Origin of the sequence: Desulfoplanes formicivorans, assembly GCF_001748225.1 — a bacterium.
Classification (GTDB): Bacteria; Desulfobacterota; Desulfovibrionia; order Desulfovibrionales; family Desulfomicrobiaceae; genus Desulfoplanes; species Desulfoplanes formicivorans.
In genome coordinates, this window is record NZ_BDFE01000017.1 from 245,379 (window position 1) to 264,673 (window position 19,295).

Sequence of the window (19,295 nt, forward strand, 5' to 3'; positions counted from 1 at the left end):
TTTGCCTGCAGCACAGGTTAAAGCATTTTTATTTATATCATTATCTTAAATAGTTACAAACTCATACCTGGCACATTACTCCCTGCCAATCAGCCGGAAACGCTGAACAAGGTATCCATAAAAAACAGTTTCACACGGCTTTCATCAGACATTTCCAAAGCCATCTGTCCCCAATTATCAGACTTTTGATGCTGGACAAACCAGATTGCCTGGTTTGCCCAGCTTGTCCTGCCCAGGATCAAAACCCTACCAAGATCCTCGCCAAACCCTACCACCTGTTTTCCGCAATCAATCAAACCATGGTCCCGGCCGATGCAAAAAACAACACAAAATATCCCCGCGACCCCTGTGGATCCTTCTGCAGCCACCGGCGCGTTACGCCAAGGACCCTTCCCGTGGGAACGGGATGATCAGCACGGACATGACGTTTCCGTAACTTCATTTTTAGGGTGTCTTTTCCTCAAAAACATGATAGGCAGGTACACAAGTTGCCTTCAACCAGCCAGACAAGACTGCCGCGTCATGACTTGTTTTGCGTTTCATCGTGTACTTTTTGCTCAAGGACCCCGTATGCACCCGTGGAGCACTCATCGTCCCTTTTGTGTGATCTTCCTTTTGTGCATCCTGCTGGCAGCCGACCCATCTGAAGTGTTGGCGCAACAAACAGTAACCATCGTCATCATGCCCAAGATCGTGGGCATTCCCTACTATGTTTCCGTCAAGCGCGACGGAGTCGACAAGGCGGCTGCAGAACTTCCCGATGCCCGCGTCATCTGGATCGGTCCCTCCCAGCCCCTGGTGCAACGCCAGATCCGACTCATTGAAAAAATCCTGCCCCTGCGGCCCGATGTCATTGCCGTGGCCGCCAATGATGCCCAAAAAATACAACCCATACTCAAAAAAGCCGCCAGCCAGGGCTGCCATATCATGAGCTGGGACGCTGATACGGGTTTTCGTGAGATCTTTGTCAATCTCGTGGACTACCAGAAATTCGGCCACAACCTGGTCAAAACCCTTGTCCAGCAAATGGGCCCGCGTGGACAAATCGCCATCGTGACCACGAGCTTTGCCGCCCCCAACCAGTCACGTTGGATCGAGGCCATCAGACAGACCATTGCCACGTCCTATCCGGATATATCCATAGCAACCATACGGCCGGCTGGTGAAAACACGGAAAACGCCATGCGCATCACCAAGGGCATCATACGCGACTTTCCCGCCATCAAGGGAATAATCGCCCTTGGTGCACCCAATCTTCCGGGTGCGGCCCAGGCCCTGGCCTCCCTGCAACGCGAACAGGCCATTGCCCTGACCGGTAATTCCACGCCGAATATCATGAAGCCCTATGTCAAGAACGGCATTGTCAAACGCTTCTGGGCATGGGACGTTCCCAATCACGGGTACCTGAGCGTTTACACCGCGTACAATCTCGCCCGGGGCAGAATAGCGGCTGGCAAACCCTTTGCGGCCGGTAAACTGGGTACGTTTGTACCCCAAAAGGACTCCAGGGGACTGTTCATCATTCCGGGCGATCCCATTTCCTTTGATGCAGAGAACATCAATGAAGCCTCATTTTAACACAACCATCATCCGGACACAGTGCCTGCCATGACCAAAAGTTTTCTTCCATACCCGTTTATGATTCTGTTCCTTTGCGTGTCAGCGGTCCTGGTGGGCCCAGGGACAGCCATGCCGGCCAAGGCCTCCAAACCGCACATCCTGGTTGTCATGAGCCATGAACAAGACTGTCCCTGGGTCCAGGAATTGTCCGCAGGCATCCAAGAGGTCCTTGGTACAACCTGCGATCTTTCGTGGGAGTACATGGACGCCACAACACACCCCCAGGCCTTGTCCCGCAAGGGCAAGCAGATTTTCGAAAAATTCAGGCACACCCCCCTTGCAGGCATCCTGGCAGCAGATGACGCTGCCCAGGCCCATTTTGTCGTTCCCTTCATCAAGGACAAGAGCGCGCTTCCCACCATTTTCGTGGGCGTTGAAAAGTCCCCCCTGACCTATGGGTATCCGGCCCAAAACGTCACCGGCATTCTCAAACGTCATCACCTTGCCCAAACCCTGTCCTTTGCCAGAATGCTCATCCCGAACGCGTATTCCGTGGCCTTCATGCTCCGGGAAACCGAAGCCCAGCAGGGACTCGTACAGGAGATTCACGATCAAAGCCGGACCTTTCCCTTGCAACTGATCTCCATCAACCAGCCGGCGACCCTTGAGGAAGCATTGACCATGGCTGCGGACCTGCGCGGCAAAACCGATCTTCTCTTTGTCGCGTCCCTGGACGGACTGGTTGATGAAAAAGGGACCCCCCTGCTGGCCAGGGACATCTTGTCACGCATAGACCTGGCCTTTGGTAAGCCCATCCTCGGGGCAACCGAGCGGCAGGTTCTCCAGGGAGCCCTTCTGGCAGTAACCCAGGATGGACATATTCAGGGCAAGATCGCCGCATCCATGCTGCGTGAGGCCCTTGATGGCACACCGATACAGGATATTCCCATCAGGACGGATATTCCGGGAAAACGCATCTTAAACATCGCGGCCATGCGCGCCTTGGGGATCAACCCCAAGCCCGCCGTCCTGGTTGGAACGCGCCTGGTTCTGCCCAAGCCATGAGCATATCAACCGTTTGTTTGGGATGCGGCTGCACGCCAATCCCAGGCCGTAAACTTTGGCAGGCCCAGAAAGACAATCTGGCCATTTTTCATGCAAGGTAATCGCTAAAACCACAACCAGCCTGCAAAAACGCTTTGTACAGACACCTTTTTCCCGGTCACTGACCATACCATGAAACAACTTTTGCTGACCACCTTACTGCTTCTTGGCGTGCTTGCCATGCCCATCCATGGAGCACCCCGGGCCCTGGTGCCCGACGCATGCACTGTTCTGGTGGTTATGAGCTATCATGAGTCATATTACGGGAGCATATCCCTGCGCAAAGCCATCAAGCAGCACCTTGGGGCCCAGTGCACTCCGGTCTTTTTCTACCTCGACTCCAAACGACATTTCCCCAAGACGTCCCAAAAGGCTCGGGAAGCCTATGACCTGTTCAGGTCTTTGCGTCCTTCGGGCGTCATTGCTGCCGACGACAACGCCCAAAGGTTCTTTGTGCTGCCCTACCTCAAGAACAAGGCGGAACTTCCGGTGATCTTTTGCGGGGTCAATGCCGATCCGGCAATATACGGCTATCCCACCAAGCATATCTCCGGAATCATCGAACGCCCCCATATTGCGGAAACCATTGCCCTGAGCCGCAACCTCGATCCGAACATATCCGACATACTTTTCATAACCCCGAACAACACCACCGGCCATGCCATGCGTGATCAGGCCACCAAGACCGCTCAAACCCTTGGCCTGTCCTCCCCGCGGTTCATGACCATTGCCAACTGGAAAGAAATGACCACGGTCATGGATTCCCTTGTCAAAAAGATTGATGCTGTTTTTCTTCTGGGCATAGAGGGCGTGAAGGACGCCAACGGTTCCGTCATCCCCCTTGAAACCCTGATACACCGTTTCACGGATCGCTACCCCGTTCCCGTCCTGAATGATACAAGCCTTGGCGTTGCCAGCGGTGCCTTGTGCACGGTGGAACAATCTGGCGAGGAACAGGGGCGCATGGCTTCATCCATGCTGTTGCGCGCGTTAAAAGGAACCCCCATTGCCTTCCTGCCCATTGCCAGAAATCTCGAGGGAAAACGCTATGTCAACGTGACCGCCATCAAGCAACTCGGATTGCATCCCCGTCCGGCAGCTCTCCGAGGGACCACACTGGTGAGAACCAGAACATTCCGGAATCATACACACTAATACCGCTGGACGGTCCACCATGACAGGCTCTCACAAAAAATCCCGCATCAAGATCAGCACACGACTCTCCCTTTTGAGTATAGGCCTTGGCATTGCCTGCCTGGCCATACTCATCGTTATCATGATCGCGGCTCACAGCATCAAGGAGCTGAGCTCCCAAATCACCAATGACCATCTCCAGGAAATTGCCGCCAACTCCCGGGTAGCCCGTGATCTGTCCAAGGTCTTTGCGGACATCAATCTGGTGGTGAACAATTTTTACGGCCAGGGCGACTACCTGCTGACCCGGGGGGATCGAATCCTGAAGCTGATCCAGGAATCGGCATCCCGCACCACCCTGCCGACCATCAAAAGCGATCTGCAGATCCTGCAAAAACACATGCGCAGCTTTCTTGATGCGTGCACCACGGTCAATCAATCCATAGCGGAACGGGTACGCATCGAAAAGGACATGGACGCGACATTGTCCCGTCTTGAAGACACCATCTCCGAAACCATGATCGGCCAGTCCCTTGATGGAGAGGACACCTCCTTCATGGAGCAGCTTTCCCTCCTTGTGTTCGGATACCGGGAAAACCTTTTGCGCATTGAAAACATCGCCGCCCAGATCAGTTTTGACCATTTCTCCTCCATGGCCATGAGCTCATCGCATCCCCTGATCCAGGCCCTGGAACATTTCAAACGCCACCTGAGAACCCTGACCACGTCCCAACAACATATCGCCATGTACGGACAACAATTATCACTCCAGAGCGATGCCTATGAACGCAATGTCCGTCATCTGCACAGCAGCATGCAGCGTCTGCGGGAGCACATTGACATCCTGACCCAATCCAAGGCCGTTCTGCTGGAAAAAATGGCAACCATTGACGCCCGCATCGCCCAGAGCAGCCGGAAAATCGTTCAAGACATTGATGTCGCGGTTGGCAGATCTCTCATGGCAGTCTTTGCCCTGTTCGGATTCATCATTCTCACCCTGTTTTTTTTCACTACGCGCTTTGTCAAAGCCCATGTCCAATCACCGCTTTCCATTATCCTCGAGGGAATCAAGCGGTTCCAGCATGGTGATTTTTCCGATCCCCTTGTCATGGATCGCCATGATGAATGGGCCCATATCCAAAAGGCACTCAATACCATGGCGGAAAAGCTCGAATCCTCCTACAAGGCCCTGCGTGATTCCGAACACAAATACAGGGCCATCGTGGACAACGCCCCTGACGGCATTTTCCAAATGGAAATGACGGGCGAGCTTCGCAACGTCAATGACTCCATGGCCAACATTTTCGGTTACACGGACCAAAAGGAGCTGCAGCACGACGCCCCATCCATCTTCCATCAATTATATATTGATGCAACCCGAACAACCTCGCTGTTTTCTGCCCTCAGGGACAATCCCGAAAGACGACATTTTGAAACCCCTCTTTTTACCACGGACGGTTTCAAGGCCTGGGTCAGTGTGAATGCCCGTGTCGTTGAAACCGAGGAAGCCACCTATATCGAAGGGAACATTGCCAACATAACCGACCGCAAACACACGGAAATGGACCGGGATCGGCTGCGCATGTATCTGGACAACATCGTCAATTCCATGCCCTCCATCCTCATCGCCGTGGACCCCCAGGGAATGATCACCCAATGGAACAAGCAGGCCGAAGCCAAACTGGGCATCAGATCCGATCTTGCCAAGGGCACCTCTCTGGCCAGGGCCATTCCCGTTCTTGCGCAAATAAGCGAAGAAATCCAGCAGGCCATCGATTTCCAGCGGTCCTGCGAAAAGCACAAGGTTCCCCTGCCCTTGAACCATGAATCACGGTTCACGGACATCACGATATTTCCCCTGATTACCAACAGTGTGGAAGGGGCCGTCATCAGAATCGACGACATCACCGACAAGATGCGTATTGAGGAAATGATAATCCAGTCGGAAAAGATGCTTTCCGTGGGAGGGCTTGCAGCAGGGATGGCCCATGAAATCAACAATCCCCTTGCCGGTATTCTTCAGGCGGCACAGGTCATTGAAATGCGTTTTGATCCCCAGCTTCCCAAGAATGTCCAGGTCGCCACAACATGCGGCACCACCATGGAAGCCATGCACCAATACATGGAACACCGCCGGATCATGAAGATGCTCACGTCCATACGCGAGGGGGGAGAACGGGCAGCCAGGATCGTTGAAAATATGCTCAGCTTCAGCCGCAAGGGCAGCTCGGAAATGGCCAGGCAGGACATCACCCAGCTCATGGACGTAACCATTGAATTGGCCAAAAATGATTACGATCTCAAAAAAAACTATGATTTCAAAAACATCATTATAAATCGCACGTATGACCAGGATCTGCCCGACATTCCCTGCGAAGGCAGCAAAATCCAGCAGGTTTTTTTCAATATCCTCAAGAATGGTGCGCACGCCATGGCGAGCAAGAAGGCCATGGCCGATGCAGCTTACACCCCCACATTCACCATCGCCATCACCCAGACTGGAAATACCGCCACAGTAACCATCGAAGACAATGGACCAGGCATCGAAGAATCCCTGCGCAAGCGCATTTTCGAACCGTTCTTCACCACCAAGGATGTGGGTACAGGCACCGGACTGGGTCTTTCAGTGTCCTATTTCATCATTACCGACAATCACAATGGCATGATGTACGTTGATTCCACGCCTGGCAAAGGGACACGATTCGTTATCAAGCTTCCCTTTGAGCAGGACCATGTCAAACTGGTCCAGTCCTGATACGCCTCACAACCTGCCTTGCTGCTGTCACCCTCTCCAGCGGCTGAGTTCCCATTTTTTTCGTGACTGCCACGGCCACAAGGGATACAGAGACGCCTGCGATAATTGGTAAATTCTGTATCCACCTTCTTTCAATCCTCTCGCTTATGACCACCACATCATCCTGCATCATCGGCGTTGACGCTGGCGGAACCTATACGGACGCGGTCATCATGGACCGCGCCACCCGCACGGTTCTGGCAAGCGTCAAGGTGCCCACAACCCATGCCAATCCGGGAATCGGTATTGTGCACGGCATCCGGCAACTCCTTGCAAAGGGAACCATACCCGTTACCAGCATCGCCCGCACGGTCATTTCCACCACCCTGGGCACCAACGCCCTGGTTGAAGGCAAGGGCGCTGACGTGGGCCTTTTCGTCATCGGGTTCAACCAGCGCCTTGATGTCCCTGCCGAGGACATGCGCTACATTCCCGGAGGTCACAAGGCCAAGGGCATTGAACGGGAACCTCTTGGCCTGGAAGAGCTGTACGACGGCATCAAGGCCATGAAAGGCCATGTTCAGGCCTATGGCATCTCTTCGCTGATGAGTTTTGCCGATCCCTCCCACGAACTGGTTGCGGCCAAGGCCCTGTCCCTTCTGGACGACAAGCCCGTGTTCTGTTCCCATCAGGCATCCACCCGTCCGGGTATGAAGGAACGGGCCACCACAGCCCTGCTCAACGCCAAGCTGCTCCCCATCATGCAGACCTTTGTTCAAGGGGTACGAACCGCTTTACACGAACTGGGCGTCCAGGGAGATGTGTGCATGGTTTGCGGCGACTGCACGGAAATCGAGCTGGACAGGGCCATTCGTCAGTCAGCATCCACCTTTGCAAGCGGGCCAGCGGCCACGGCCTGGTTCGGCTCGCACATCGCCTCAACAGACACGGCCCTGGTAGTGGACATGGGCGGGACCACAACGGATATCACCATGGTTGCCGGAGGCAAACCCGTTATGGACACCACCGGCATGACCATTGGCCAATGGCAGACCCATGTGCAGGCAGTGGAAATGTTCACCGTGGGTGTTGGCGGCGACAGCCTGTTCACGCCCCTTGGAATCGACAACAACACCCTAGGCCCTTCACGGGTGATTCCCCTGTGCCAGGCGGACCAGTACGTGTCCCCGCAGGACGTCGCGCATCTCACGGATGCCATCCAACAGCTCGGTCCGAAACTGAAGTCAAGTCTTGTGATTGTTCCCGACCCAGCATCACCTCCCCACTCGCCGCTTGTGGCCTGGCTTAGAGATCAGGGCCCCACAACGTCTGAAACCATCCTGCAACACATGGGTCAGGGAGAAATCGCCCTGGAAAGGGAACTTGGACAACTGCTCAAAACCCGGTCCATTGTTCAGACCGGCTTCACCCCCACCGACGCCCTGCACTGCCTGCAACACATTGCCATCGGCAATACCGATCTTGCCATGCTTGGAGCCCGGGTCCTTGGGACCTGCTTGGACATGGACCCGGTAACCCTGTCAAACCACGTTCTGTCCCTGGCCCGGGACAAGATCGCCACAACCATTCTGCAATATGTTGCCGGCAGGGAAGTCAACCAGGGATTGAGCTCCTTTCTTCACACCAACGACAATCCCCTGCTCGAAATCACCGTCAGGCTCAAACCGCCCATCATCGGCATTGGTGCCTGCTCCCGGTATGTTCTTCCCGAGGTGGCCGAGCAACTCGGGACCACCATTGTCTTTCCGGACAACTTTGATGTGGGCAATGCAGTGGGCGCAGCCTGGCTCGGTCTGGACAAGGGGAACCCCTAGGGATTACGAACACCATGTCAAAATGATCTGGATTGTTGTATCGTTCGCAAGGAGCGGCTATGCACTTCAAGAAACAATGTTTTACTGCTGCCATGGAAGTGGCCAGCGAAAGCGACTCATGTACGGTTGTCCATGGGTGGATTCCCGGCGATGAGGGCTGGTTTGTCCATGCATGGGTGGAAATTGATGCGGGTGAAGGTGAAATCGGCGTCTATGACCTGACCCTTTCCAATCACCCCTTTCGCCAACCAACCTATTATGAACAGACCGGAGCAACGCCCGAACGCTCCAAGCGTTATGACCGGGTGGATTTTTTCACCCGCATTGCTGAAACCGGAGGATTCGGACCCTTTGACAAGGAATTCTTTTTTGCCGAGACAAGTGTAAATGATCCCCTTGAGATCATTTATTCCCACAAGGACTAGACATTCTCCTTGACACACCCCCCGCTTTCGCCTATTTTGTAGAATGCGTAATGGTTGGAACAGATCCGGTGTCCGGGCTCCAGGCGGACACCGTTTTTTTTTTGACCTTTGCCAACGTCTTCTGCAACAGGCCGGCTCTTCTCTTTTCCGAAACCGTCCCATTCCCCATCACTTCATCTGCGAATCCTTGACCGTTCCTGAAACAACGTCGTGCTCCAACCGGGTGTTTCAAAAACGCAGGATTCCCCCAAGAGGTACCCCCTACGCATGCACCCTTCAGAACGATTCAAATCCCTTGGTCTTTCCGATAACACGGTTACAGCTCTCCTGAAAAAAGGTTTTGAAGAACCGACTCCCATTCAGGAAAAAGCCATTCCCCTACTCCTTTCAGGGACCAGAGACCTCATAGGTCAGGCCCAGACAGGTACGGGCAAGACAGCTGCCTTTGGCCTGCCCATCATTGAACAGGCCGTGGAAAAACGGGGCGTTGTCCAGGCCATCGTGCTCACCCCAACCAGGGAACTGGCCATTCAGGTGGCCGAAGAGATCAATTCCCTCAAGGGAAGCAAAAAAATCCGGGTTATGCCCGTGTATGGCGGTCAGGCCATCAGTCTGCAGCTCAGGGGACTGCGCCAGGGGGTGGACATTGTGGTGGGGACACCGGGACGAATTCTGGATCACATCCACCGCAAGACCCTGCGCCTGGACCATATCTCCCATTTTGTCCTTGATGAGGCCGACGAAATGCTCAACATGGGTTTCATCGAAGACATCGAAGAAATTCTGAGCGCAACCAATACGGACAAGACCACCCTGCTCTTTTCCGCCACCATGCCCCGGGAAATCCTGGCCATCGCCAAACGATACATGCGCGAATACGATGTGGTTTCGGTACGCAAGAAAGAGATGACCGCGGATCTGACCGATCAGATCTATTTCGAGGTCAATGAAAGCGACAAGTTCGAGGCCCTGTGCCGGATCATCGACATGGCCGATGAATTTTACGGAATCGTTTTCTGCCGAACCAAGAACGACGTGGATCAAACCGCCGGTCGTCTTGTGGATCGGGGATATGATGCCGAAGGGCTGCACGGGGATATTTCCCAAGTGCAACGGGAAAAAATTCTGGCCAAATTCAAAAAGCATCATATCACCATTCTCGTGGCCACGGATGTAGCGGCCCGAGGCATTGACATCAACGATCTGAGCCATGTGATCAATTACGCCTTGCCTCAGGATCCCGAGTCCTATGTGCACCGCATCGGCCGAACGGGACGCGCAGGAAGGGAAGGGACCGCCATCACCTTTATCACCCCGGCCCAGTCCAGACGGCTCCTGCTCATCCAGCGGGTCACCAAGAGCACCATCCGCAAGGAACGGCTGCCCAAAGTCGAAGATATCATCAAAACCAAAAAGAACCGGATCATCTCCCTTATCAAGGAGTCCCTGGATACGGACATCAAGGAGCATTTCAGGGACATGGCTGCCCATCTTCTCGAAGACAATCTGGAGGAAGATGTGCTCGCAGCGGTCCTGCAGCATGCCTTCAAAGATGAACTCGACGAATCCGGATATCATGAAATCCGCGATGTTCTCGTGGACAAAAAGGGCAAGACCCGTCTTTTTGTGGCCCAGGGCCGGGCCAACGGGATGACCCCCAGAAAACTGGTGGACATGATCCACAAGGAAACCGGGGTCTGGAAAAACGCCATTCAGGAAGTCCAGATTCTGGACAGTTTTTCCTTTATCACGGTTCCCTTCAGGGAAGCCGGGGTCATTCTGGACGTATTCAAAAAACAGGGACGGGGCAAAAAACCCCTGGTGGTCAAAGCCAAGCCGCCCAAGCAGCGGGGCAAGCACCCGTTTTGCCAGCGGTCTTCAGGCAAACATGTGGACAGAACGCACACCAAGAGCGCATCCTTCAAAACGTCGAAGTGATACGATCCACCGCCTGAAACGCGTCCATAAAGCAGGTCAAACGGGTGGCTGAACAGCCTGCAAGCACGCCTCCGTGAACTTTTCCACAAACTGTACAAATCCCTTGATTGGCAGTATGGGCTTTCCATCACCAACCAATTCACCTACCATGAGGATATCATGCTGGATCCAAAACAATGCATTGTCTACAGCGGCGGCGCTCAGGGAACCGAAGAGGCCTTCGGCACCATGGCTGAAAAATACGGCCTCCAGGAAGTGAATTTTTCCTTTGAAGGTCACAAGATCTCCCGGCAGCGGGGACGACGGGTCCTCACTTCCGAAGAACTGGCCAAAAAGGACGTCAGTCTCTCCTATGTGTCCAAACTCATGAACCGTGAATATTCCCGGGCCCCCATTTTTCGCAAGGTACTCCAGTCCATCTGCTGGCAGATTGCCAGCGGCCGCGAAGTCTATGTGGTGGGAACCATTCAGGAAGACGGTACGGTCAAGGGCGGAACCGGCTGGGGAGCCGAGTATGCCAAGATCTGCAACAAACCCTTGTTCGTCTTTGGCCAGCGCAAGAACGCCTGGTTCAAATGGACCAAGAACGCTTGGCTGGCTGCCGAACCCCCGGTCATCAGCCATCGCCACATCGCGTGCACAGGAACCCGGTTCCTCGAGGAAAACGGCAGGCAAGCCATTGAGGACCTGTTCGCCCGATCCTTTGGCCACTAGCTGGGCCATCACATTTCAAAAGACTCATGCAAAAAGGCAGGCGCCATGCGCCTGCCTTTTTGCATGTATTGCCGGAAAACCGCCTGCTACTCGCTTGCCTTTCTGACCGGGGTGAGCGTTGGACCGCCATGTGCCCGAGGCATCCTGATCTGGGATAACAGCACCCCGGCAAACACAATGACGCAGGCCATGGTCTGGGCCATGTTCAGGGATTCGTTCATGAACATCACCCCCAGGCAAAGGGCGATCACCGGAACAAGATTGACAAAAACCGAGGCCCTGCCCGCAGGCACACGGGATATGCCCCAATTGTACAGGCCAAAGGCCCCCAGGGTGACCAGGGAACCGAGATAGAAAAGCAAGACATAGGTCCAAAGAGGTGCCTTCCATGTGATATCCGATCCAATGACCCCCGGCAGAAAAAACAGACTTCCGGCCATGCATTGCAATCCCGTGAGCACAAAAGGCCGGTAGCGGCCGGAAAGCTTTCTCACCAGCAGCATGTACCCGGCTGCAAACCCCATGGCCGCGACCTCAAGAAGGTTGCCGGCCAACGGATTGGGAGCGGACCGGGTGGGTACGGATTCAAGGGTCAGCCAGGCCACTCCGGCCAGGGAAAGCAAGCACCCTGCCCAAACATGCAGACCGCTCTTTTCGCCGAGCAAGACATACGCTCCGCACATGACCATAAGGGGCAGGATGGCCGATATCATCCCGGCCTGGGACGAGGAGGTCAGCTTGACGGCAAAGCCCTCACACAAAAAGTACATGCAGGGCTGACAGAAAAAAAGCAGGGCCAGCCACTTCCAATCATCCCGCAAGCGGATGCCAACCAGTTCCCGCCAGCCAATGGCCCCGAACATCACACTGGCCACCACCATCCGGACCCAGATGGTGACCATGGGCCCGAATGCGGCCACAACCACCTTCATGGCCGCATAGGAACTGCCCCACAAAAACACGGCCGTGAGCAAGGCCACAGAAGGCCACCAGGTTCCGTACGATTTATCAATTATCCTGGACATCCGTCTCTCTTTTATCAGCAAGTACTCGCCAGATTGATTTCTGGCGATCGCATCCTTTTCGTTGGTTTGCCGGTCTCCGTCAAGGAACCCGTTGCATCCGGCTTGAAAATGCCCGACCATCGGGCTAGGGAGTCATCTTCCTGTTATACAACCATCAAGAGCATCACCAATTTGCGGAGGAATCATGCGCTGGATAATCACCCTGATGTGCATTCTTGTCCCGTTTTCGGCCATGGGAGCGGACAATCCCCTGGTGGAGCTGACAACCACCAAGGGAACCATTGTTCTTCAACTGGACAAGCAGCATGCCCCCCACACGGTGGATAACTTTCTGGACTATGTGCAGAGCGGCTTTTACAAGGGGACCATCTTTCACCGAGTCATCGAGGGGTTCATGATCCAGGGAGGCGGTCTGGACACGAACATGCAGCCCAAAAAGACCAACGCTCCCATCAGGAATGAAGGCAGAAACGGGCTCAAAAACACCAAGTATACCGTTGCCATGGCCCGAACAAACAATCCCCATTCGGCCAGTTCCCAGTTTTTCATCAACACGGCGGACAACGCGTTCTTGGATACCAGAGGATCCACATGGGGATATGCCGTGTTCGGCAAGGTCTACCGGGGAGCTGACGTGGTTGACGCCATAGAAGAAGTGGTCACCACGACCCGGGCCGGGTACAAGGATGTTCCCGCCAAACCGGTGGTCATCCTGGACGTCCGGGTCATTGAAGATTAGGCACCCACGCGACATGAAAAACGCCCCTGTACACGACCGTGTACAGGGGCGTTCCTGCTTGTGTGATCCATGTGTTCTTGCGAACCAGGCATCTTGGCGCCCCCCCGCCTGAACCGAATCCTGGATCTCGAATCCGTTGCAGGTGGACATGATGCGCGATGATCCACCTTCCTGGCAGGCTGGTTCACTCTCTTTCAAGCATTGCCAAACACGCCCGTTTGCCCGGTTCAATGGTTCCATATTGAGCATCAACCCCCAGGATGGCCGCAGCATTTCTGGTTGCCATGCGTAGCACGCCTTCCAGATCAAGGCCCGGGTCCACATTCAGTACCGCATCCATTTCACGGGCAAGGTCCAGGTCATTGTTGGAACTGAGCCCATCGGTTCCCAGACACAGACGAATGCCTGCCTGACGCATAGAGGCAACCGGAGGCGTGCCCACGCCAATATACACATTGCTGCGCGGGCACAGACAAACCGATGTTCCGGTGGAGGCCAACAGCTCCACATCCCGATCGTTGACGTGTACGCAATGGACAGCCAGGGTAGTGGGCCCGAGCAGCCCCAGCTTATGGGCACAGGCCACAGGGGTCATGCCCGAGGGAACAAACCAGGAAGGCAACAGGCCGGATTTGCCGAGAACAGCGGCCAAAGGACCGGTGCCGTCACGCATGAGTTCCACCTCGTCAAGGGACTCGGCCAGATGGAGGGCAAAAGGAAGGTTGTGCTCTTCACACCAGGCCTTGGTCAATTGCAGGATTCTGGGGTGGGTGGAATACAGGGCGTGGCCGGCATAGGCAAACCGGCCGCCGGGCAGGTAGCGATCAACCAGATCCCGGGCAAAAGCATAGGGTCGCAAGGACTCGTCCTTTGGTTTGGCAAATCCCATGCGCTGGATCATGAACAACACGTCCACCAGGGAATCCCTTTCCATGATGGACGCCACCAGGGGGGCGTTATGGCCACCCATATCAGCTGCCAGCACGGTTCCTGTCTGGTAAAGCTGACTCAGGGCGTGGGCAATGGCCTCCTCACGGGCAGGGGCCTGCATCAAGGCAAACAAACTCTCGGCCCATGCGGTGAATCCTTTGTGGGCATCTGGCTGCCCGGCCAGATGCGACAGTTCGAGATGCGTGTGCCCATTGATCAGGCCCGGGATGAGCCATGCCTTGTGGCAATCAATGATGGGGACATCATGCCGGGCGGCCAGATCCGCTGCCCTGCCGATCTTCTTGACCACCGGGTACGACTTCTGCCCCAGGGTAACAAGCACCCCGCCATGGTCAATGGTCCCCCATGGGGAAGACATGGTCAGAACCCGTGCTGAGCGGACAAGAACCAGGTTCTGATCGGGTGCACCTGGCGGCAATTGAACTGGAAAAACATGCATGGCCTTGGCCTGCCAGAATTCCCCCTACATGGCAACGTTCTCCAGCGTCGTGTCCCTGGACATCTTTACCGCATGAACACAAGGCAAAATCAAAAAAAGGCTGGCAGAATCCTGCTGTTTGGTGCATGATGCAAGGGTGTCCATACCTTTTGCAAAGGCAAGTCCTTGACCCTTTAGCACAACCCAGGAAGTCACCCATGAAAATGCCGGTTCAACGTTATCGCATGAGCGATCTGCACGCCATTGATCGCAAACTCAGGGAATTAAAGATCCATTTTGAAAAAGTCGTCACGGAAACAGGAGGCATTCGTTTTGTGCAAGGCGAACGCACCGTTGCCCTCTGGCATCGGGACGACCAGGCCCTGACCATATATTGACGGCCTGCCCCAACAATGTCGTGTTCTTATCCCCCCTTTTGCCCGGAAGGTCTCATGATGCCTGTTACTCCACATCGCCTTGCACTACTCCTGCCGGTCATGCTCTTCCTGTTTGGATGTACCCGTGTTCCGGACCCCCAACCTGTTTTCGATTCCGTCAGGCTGTACACGGAAAGCATTGACCTGACCATGCACATGCTGGCCAACGATGCCCTGTACCAACGTCTCGAGCAAAGTCTGCCCAATATCAAAAGGGCCCATGGCCTGGAAAAGGAACGCTGCCTCATCCTTACGGGCTGGTCTCCGTTTTCCGACAAGGTGAGCAACCCTTCTGCCGAACACGTTCTCCATCAACTGGAAAAGTCCGACTGGCATCTGCACAAGAAGCATCCGGACAAGACAATCACCAGCCGATTGATACCGATTTTCCCCTGTGCCCTGGAATTCACCATGCGGTATACAGTGGATGACACGGACTATGTGGACATGGGCATGGATGTGATCACCCGGGACAACTACCTCTTCTCCATCAAGATCCATGGCAACGCCACGGTCATGGATCAGGAACATGCGCGTTTTCGCCAGGAATTTGACCAGATCCGCAGGGTTCTCAAAACCTTGCATGATCAGGAACCACCCCAAACCTGAAGGCCTGGTTGCCGGGTGTCCACAGCAACCAGGCCGGCCAGGGCTTGCCGACACGTCCTTTGAGATAATTCTCCGCTCACGTCCTTAGCTGACAGGATATCTCCCAGGCATGACAGCGCATTCTATTTTTTGTTCTTTTTCTTTCTCCCATCCAGGGAGCAGCTGGAGCTACCAACACCTCAGCCGCCTTTGCCCGTGAGGATTCTGAACACAATGATCGCTGCAAACACAAGAACCAGAATCCATGTCAACGAGTTCAACAATCCGCCTTCCATAACCTTCCTCCCTGTCTGACTGGACACAGACCTTACCGGGTGCTCATCCCATGGACGTTCCATGCGGCGCCCGCATCTTCATGCCATAAGCACGGTCTGCAGGACTTTCAAGCCCACAGACACGATTGGGCCCGTCCAATCCTTCCAGATCTAACCCTTCGAAACCCCGATTTTTTCATTTTTTGCTCAAAAAACAAAAAAGCGTCTTTTTTGGGTTGACACCCACACCACGCTTCTATAGAAAGCGTTCTCCGTTGTTCGGAAGGGCGGTTAGCTCAGCTGGGAGAGCATCGGCCTTACAAGCCGAGGGTCACAGGTTCGAGCCCTGTACCGCCCACCAGAAGAGTTTGTTTGCGGGGTCGTAGTTAAGTTGGTTATAACGCCGGCCTGTCACGCCGGAGGCCGTGGGTTCGAGTCCCATCGGCCCCGCCACAAAAAACCTTGACAAGCTCAATCGGTCTGAATAAACGGATGCTTCACGCGGGGTCGTAGTTAAGCTGGTTATAACGCCGGCCTGTCACGCCGGAGGCCGTGGGTTCGAGTCCCATCGGCCCCGCCACAAGAAAACAAGGGATCATGTGCAAACATGGTCCCTTTTTTCGTTGATCATTACCAGGCCCCTGCGTGCATGCGTTACCCAACAGACGCGTGGCTCCAGAATAACCCCAGAAGAACAACGGTCCTGTTGCTCCCCAGGGACGTGCACACCAGCCCCCTGCCGGATCCCCCTCACGGCACCTTTGATTGATCAGAACTTCCTGTCCAGCAGGAGATGGGAAAAATACCCCAGCACGGTTGCCCCGTAAAAGGGAAGAAGATGCTGCCACGGAGTTTGGTATAACCAAACAGGCAGAATGACCATGGGCAGCGGCACCAGAAGCATGGCCCACCAGGTGTGGGTCCACCCGCGGTGGCGTCCCACAGCCGGCAACAGGGCGCAAAAACCCAGGATGGCCGACCATTTGTAGTCTCCCTGGATCAGGAGTGCCAGATCCACGACAACGAGAACGGCATAAAAAAAATTTTGCCCCTTGGAATCCGTGTCCACATCCGGAAAGAGAGCGCCCATCAGAACGAGGCTCACCAGAAGCAGAGCCGTCTTGATATCCGGCAAGTATATCCCGAACCAGATCAACCCGGCCAATGTTCCTGCGCCAGCCAGCAATCCTCCAGCCAAATGCCCGCGGTATCCCGGCATGTTCCCTCCCTGCAAAACCAATACGCCCTCAAAAAAACGCCACCCCGAGAACCGGGGTGACGTTTTTCACGGTAACGAATGCTGCAATACGATGATCAATTTTTGAAAATAGCTTTCCTGAACAATATGTCTGCGCGCTGTCCCCATCCTTTCCAGAGGACCATCCCAGCGCCCTTCTAGAACATGTCGCCCTCATGCTCGGCAATGGTCCGATCAATGTTCTCCTTGAGTTCCCGGGGCAACCCCATGATGTCCACGTTCAGAAACCCGCGAACAATGGTCGAGGTAGCCTCGTCTTCGTCAAGTCCACGAGCCATGAGATATTCGATCTCTTCCTGGGCGATCTTGCCCACGGCGGCCTCATGGGAGAGCTCCACCCCGGTGCGGGTGCCCTTGAGCTCGGGAATGGCATGAATGACCCCGTCGCCCAGAATGAGACCCTTGCATTCGAGATGTCCCTTGGCTGGCACGGCATTGCCCACGATCTCTCCCCGGGCAATATTCATCCCGCCCGTGGTGATGGTCCGGGAGATGATTTCTCCGCGGGTCTCAGGGGCATTGAGGATGATCCGGTTGCCCGTATCCACATGTGACCCCTTGGGGGTGACAATGACCGCATTGAACCGGGCCACTGCCCCGCGCCCATTGAGATGGATGGTGGGATAGGACTGGACGGACTTGACCCTGTTCAGCAGGATGTAATTGTTCAGAAACACCCCGTCTTCCTCCACGATCCCCACGGTCCTGGGCCTGACCACCACGTCCTCGCCCCAGTTGTGAATCATGGTGAAGGTCAGTCTGCCCCCCTTCTTGATGTAAAATTCCGAAATACCCAGATGCATGGCCGAAACCACGTCATGGGACGTGGCACACCCCGTGATGATGTGGACTTCGGAGTTTTCCTCCACAATCACCACGTTATGCACGTTCTGCCCGGTGTTTTCCCCCTTGATGAACAGACAGGACTGAACCGGTTCGGTGATCTTGGCCCCCTTTTCCGTCCGGATGAAATAGCCGCCCTGGGTCTTCTGGGCCGCCGAGGCTCGGGTGAATTCATCCTGATCCTTGTCCACGGCCTTCCAGAAATAGTCGGGCAAGCCATCATATTTGGCCAGGGCCTCGTTGATACCCAGCACCTCGACCCCTTTCTGACAGGAAGAACAATGCACCTTGGCGTGATCAAACTGCAGATAGGTGCCGCTGCGCCCCTTCTGGGAAACGTCCACACCGGCCATGAGCAACTGTTCACGATCCTCGGGAGTGACCCGGTCAATCCCCTTGATCACATCATCTTCCCCGCCGGAGAAGGCATACCGTTGGAGATCCACCTCGACCTTTTCCTGGTTCGCTTTTAGTTCAGACATCTGACACACTCCTTGTAGCCGTATTTGCTGATGTGATCGAGAATATCCCGGGGTCGATTGGGTTTGGCATCACAGCACAACCGTCCGTCATACATGACCTGACCGCGATCGGCATTGACATAGTCCAAAATATATCCGGTATGGGTGATGATCAGTCCCGAGGTGATGTGCCTGGCCCTGCGATCCCGCATGGTTTCATAGGGGGAAGGTTCCAGGGGACCATCCAGCAGCTTGCGTGCGGTCTTGCCCACAAGGGCCATGTTCTCCAGATCCACTCCCGACTCAGGCTCGTCAAACAGGACCAGATACGGATCCTGGGCCATGAGCTGGAGGAGCTCCGAACGCTTGATCTCGCCGCCGGAAAAACCGTCATTGATGTCGCGTTCCAGAAAGGACTCGAAGTTGACTGTCCGGGCCATGCCGGGAACGTCAAAATGCTTGTCCCGGGCACAGAGGCGCACCAGATCCCTGGTCTTCAACCCGTGAATGGTCGGCGGCCGCTGAAAGGACATGCCAATGCCAAGACGGGCCCGTTCATAGGTGGGCATATGGGTGATATCCTTGCCCCGGAAAATGATCTGACCGGCAGTCACTTCATAGCCGTTAAATCCCATGATGGTCATGAGCAGACTGGTTTTGCCCGATCCATTGGGCCCGAACAGGATGAATGTTTCCCCATCCTCTATGTTCAAGTTGATCCCCTTGAGGACCTCCTTGTCACCGATTTTGACATGCAAATCATGTATGTTGAGCATATCTACTCCCTCTGGTTGCAGGTGGAAGCGAGCATAAAACATCTCGCGGCCCAGAAGCCGGGCCTTGAACACTCCAGTTG

General features: G+C 54.9%; 17 protein-coding genes and 3 tRNA genes. 14 read left to right on the top strand and 6 right to left on the bottom strand.

Features of this window, described 5'->3' with window-relative positions:
* Nucleotides 1-89: 89 nt before the first annotated feature.
* A complete protein-coding gene (locus DPF_RS10335; RefSeq protein ID WP_069859587.1) occupies nucleotides 90-296 on the bottom strand; it encodes a hypothetical protein in 207 nt (68 codons plus the stop codon).
* Between the two features lie 274 nt (nucleotides 297-570).
* Here DPF_RS10335 and DPF_RS10340 point away from each other — a divergent pair, with 274 nt between their 5' ends.
* The 8 genes from DPF_RS10340 to DPF_RS10375 all read left to right on the top strand — a co-directional run bounded on the left by DPF_RS10340 (nucleotide 571) and on the right by DPF_RS10375 (nucleotide 11,444).
* A complete protein-coding gene (locus DPF_RS10340; RefSeq protein WP_176724235.1) occupies nucleotides 571-1,578 on the top strand; it encodes an autoinducer 2 ABC transporter substrate-binding protein in 1,008 nt (335 codons plus the stop codon).
* A gap of 60 nt (nucleotides 1,579-1,638) precedes the next feature.
* Nucleotides 1,639-2,625 (top strand): ABC transporter substrate-binding protein, encoded by a 987-nt coding sequence (locus tag DPF_RS10345; RefSeq protein WP_176724236.1) that lies wholly within the window; start codon nucleotides 1,639-1,641, stop codon nucleotides 2,623-2,625.
* Between the two features lie 171 nt (nucleotides 2,626-2,796).
* Nucleotides 2,797-3,819 (top strand): ABC transporter substrate-binding protein, encoded by a 1,023-nt coding sequence (locus DPF_RS10350; protein WP_069859589.1) that lies wholly within the window; start codon nucleotides 2,797-2,799, stop codon nucleotides 3,817-3,819.
* Nucleotides 3,820-3,838: 19 nt separating this feature from the next.
* A complete protein-coding gene (locus tag DPF_RS13770) occupies nucleotides 3,839-6,553 on the top strand; it encodes a PAS domain S-box protein (protein WP_083254638.1) in 2,715 nt (904 codons plus the stop codon).
* 146 nt (nucleotides 6,554-6,699) lie between these two features.
* Nucleotides 6,700-8,367: a hydantoinase/oxoprolinase N-terminal domain-containing protein gene (locus DPF_RS10360; protein ID WP_069859590.1), complete on the top strand. Its 1,668-nt coding sequence runs from the start codon at nucleotides 6,700-6,702 to the stop codon at nucleotides 8,365-8,367.
* A 59-nt stretch (nucleotides 8,368-8,426) separates the two neighbouring features.
* Nucleotides 8,427-8,792, top strand: coding sequence for a hypothetical protein (locus DPF_RS10365; RefSeq protein ID WP_069859591.1), 366 nt, complete (start codon nucleotides 8,427-8,429; stop codon nucleotides 8,790-8,792).
* 267 nt (nucleotides 8,793-9,059) lie between these two features.
* Nucleotides 9,060-10,730 (top strand): DEAD/DEAH box helicase, encoded by a 1,671-nt coding sequence (locus tag DPF_RS10370; RefSeq protein ID WP_069859592.1) that lies wholly within the window; start codon nucleotides 9,060-9,062, stop codon nucleotides 10,728-10,730.
* 159 nt (nucleotides 10,731-10,889) lie between these two features.
* Nucleotides 10,890-11,444 (top strand): hypothetical protein, encoded by a 555-nt coding sequence (locus DPF_RS10375; RefSeq protein WP_069859593.1) that lies wholly within the window; start codon nucleotides 10,890-10,892, stop codon nucleotides 11,442-11,444.
* A gap of 86 nt (nucleotides 11,445-11,530) precedes the next feature.
* Here the strand turns inward: DPF_RS10375 and DPF_RS10380 are convergent, their stop codons facing one another.
* Nucleotides 11,531-12,469: a DMT family transporter gene (locus tag DPF_RS10380; RefSeq protein WP_069859798.1), complete on the bottom strand. Its 939-nt coding sequence runs from the start codon at nucleotides 12,467-12,469 to the stop codon at nucleotides 11,531-11,533.
* Nucleotides 12,470-12,653: 184 nt separating this feature from the next.
* On the opposite strand from DPF_RS10380, the gene DPF_RS10385 reads away from it, so the two are divergent.
* Nucleotides 12,654-13,208 (top strand): peptidylprolyl isomerase, encoded by a 555-nt coding sequence (locus DPF_RS10385; RefSeq protein WP_083254640.1) that lies wholly within the window; start codon nucleotides 12,654-12,656, stop codon nucleotides 13,206-13,208.
* Between the two features lie 184 nt (nucleotides 13,209-13,392).
* On the opposite strand, the gene DPF_RS10390 is transcribed toward DPF_RS10385, so the two are convergent.
* The gene (locus tag DPF_RS10390; RefSeq protein ID WP_069859594.1) at nucleotides 13,393-14,598 is read right to left on the bottom strand and encodes an amidohydrolase family protein; all 1,206 of its coding nucleotides are present in this window, start codon (nucleotides 14,596-14,598) and stop codon (nucleotides 13,393-13,395) included.
* A gap of 197 nt (nucleotides 14,599-14,795) precedes the next feature.
* On the opposite strand from DPF_RS10390, the gene DPF_RS10395 reads away from it, so the two are divergent.
* The 5 genes from DPF_RS10395 (at nucleotide 14,796) to DPF_RS10415 (ending at nucleotide 16,457) form a co-directional block, all read left to right on the top strand.
* Complete coding sequence (locus DPF_RS10395; RefSeq protein ID WP_069859595.1) at nucleotides 14,796-14,975, top strand: hypothetical protein; 180 nt, start codon at nucleotides 14,796-14,798, stop codon at nucleotides 14,973-14,975.
* A 54-nt stretch (nucleotides 14,976-15,029) separates the two neighbouring features.
* Complete coding sequence (locus DPF_RS14110; protein WP_069859596.1) at nucleotides 15,030-15,623, top strand: hypothetical protein; 594 nt, start codon at nucleotides 15,030-15,032, stop codon at nucleotides 15,621-15,623.
* A 539-nt stretch (nucleotides 15,624-16,162) separates the two neighbouring features.
* Nucleotides 16,163-16,238, top strand: a tRNA-Val gene (locus DPF_RS10405).
* Nucleotides 16,239-16,253: 15 nt separating this feature from the next.
* Nucleotides 16,254-16,330, top strand: a tRNA-Asp gene (locus DPF_RS10410).
* A gap of 50 nt (nucleotides 16,331-16,380) precedes the next feature.
* Nucleotides 16,381-16,457: transfer RNA gene (locus tag DPF_RS10415), tRNA-Asp, on the top strand.
* A 189-nt stretch (nucleotides 16,458-16,646) separates the two neighbouring features.
* Here the strand turns inward: DPF_RS10415 and DPF_RS10420 are convergent.
* The 3 genes from DPF_RS10420 to DPF_RS10430 all read right to left on the bottom strand — a co-directional run bounded on the left by DPF_RS10420 (nucleotide 16,647) and on the right by DPF_RS10430 (nucleotide 19,215).
* Nucleotides 16,647-17,096 (bottom strand): metal-dependent hydrolase, encoded by a 450-nt coding sequence (locus DPF_RS10420; protein WP_069859597.1) that lies wholly within the window; start codon nucleotides 17,094-17,096, stop codon nucleotides 16,647-16,649.
* Nucleotides 17,097-17,272: 176 nt separating this feature from the next.
* Nucleotides 17,273-18,460: a SufB/SufD family protein gene (locus DPF_RS10425; protein WP_069859598.1), complete on the bottom strand. Its 1,188-nt coding sequence runs from the start codon at nucleotides 18,458-18,460 to the stop codon at nucleotides 17,273-17,275.
* Entirely contained in the window at nucleotides 18,448-19,215 is a 768-nt protein-coding gene (locus tag DPF_RS10430) for an ABC transporter ATP-binding protein (RefSeq protein ID WP_069859599.1), read from the bottom strand. The genes DPF_RS10425 and DPF_RS10430 overlap by 13 nt, the downstream gene beginning before the upstream one ends.
* Nucleotides 19,216-19,295: the final 80 nt, after the last annotated feature.

Bases quoted from the DNA above. Each gene is read 5' to 3' on its own strand.
- DPF_RS10340 (WP_176724235.1), top strand. From the start codon at position 571: ATGCACCCGTGGAGCACTCATCGTCCCTTTTGTGTGATCTTCCTTTTG.
- DPF_RS10345 (WP_176724236.1), top strand. From the start codon at position 1,639: ATGATTCTGTTCCTTTGCGTGTCAGCGGTCCTGGTGGGCCCAGGGACA.
- DPF_RS10350 (WP_069859589.1), top strand. From the start codon at position 2,797: ATGAAACAACTTTTGCTGACCACCTTACTGCTTCTTGGCGTGCTTGCC.
- DPF_RS13770 (WP_083254638.1), top strand. From the start codon at position 3,839: ATGACAGGCTCTCACAAAAAATCCCGCATCAAGATCAGCACACGACTC.
- DPF_RS10360 (WP_069859590.1), top strand. From the start codon at position 6,700: ATGACCACCACATCATCCTGCATCATCGGCGTTGACGCTGGCGGAACC.
- DPF_RS10365 (WP_069859591.1), top strand. From the start codon at position 8,427: ATGCACTTCAAGAAACAATGTTTTACTGCTGCCATGGAAGTGGCCAGC.
- DPF_RS10370 (WP_069859592.1), top strand. From the start codon at position 9,060: ATGCACCCTTCAGAACGATTCAAATCCCTTGGTCTTTCCGATAACACG.
- DPF_RS10375 (WP_069859593.1), top strand. From the start codon at position 10,890: ATGCTGGATCCAAAACAATGCATTGTCTACAGCGGCGGCGCTCAGGGA.
- DPF_RS10380 (WP_069859798.1), bottom strand. From the start codon at position 12,469: ATGTCCAGGATAATTGATAAATCGTACGGAACCTGGTGGCCTTCTGTG.
- DPF_RS10385 (WP_083254640.1), top strand. From the start codon at position 12,654: ATGCGCTGGATAATCACCCTGATGTGCATTCTTGTCCCGTTTTCGGCC.
- DPF_RS10390 (WP_069859594.1), bottom strand. From the start codon at position 14,598: ATGCATGTTTTTCCAGTTCAATTGCCGCCAGGTGCACCCGATCAGAAC.
- DPF_RS10395 (WP_069859595.1), top strand. From the start codon at position 14,796: ATGAAAATGCCGGTTCAACGTTATCGCATGAGCGATCTGCACGCCATT.
- DPF_RS14110 (WP_069859596.1), top strand. From the start codon at position 15,030: ATGATGCCTGTTACTCCACATCGCCTTGCACTACTCCTGCCGGTCATG.
- DPF_RS10420 (WP_069859597.1), bottom strand. From the start codon at position 17,096: ATGCCGGGATACCGCGGGCATTTGGCTGGAGGATTGCTGGCTGGCGCA.
- DPF_RS10425 (WP_069859598.1), bottom strand. From the start codon at position 18,460: ATGTCTGAACTAAAAGCGAACCAGGAAAAGGTCGAGGTGGATCTCCAA.
- DPF_RS10430 (WP_069859599.1), bottom strand. From the start codon at position 19,215: ATGCTCAACATACATGATTTGCATGTCAAAATCGGTGACAAGGAGGTC.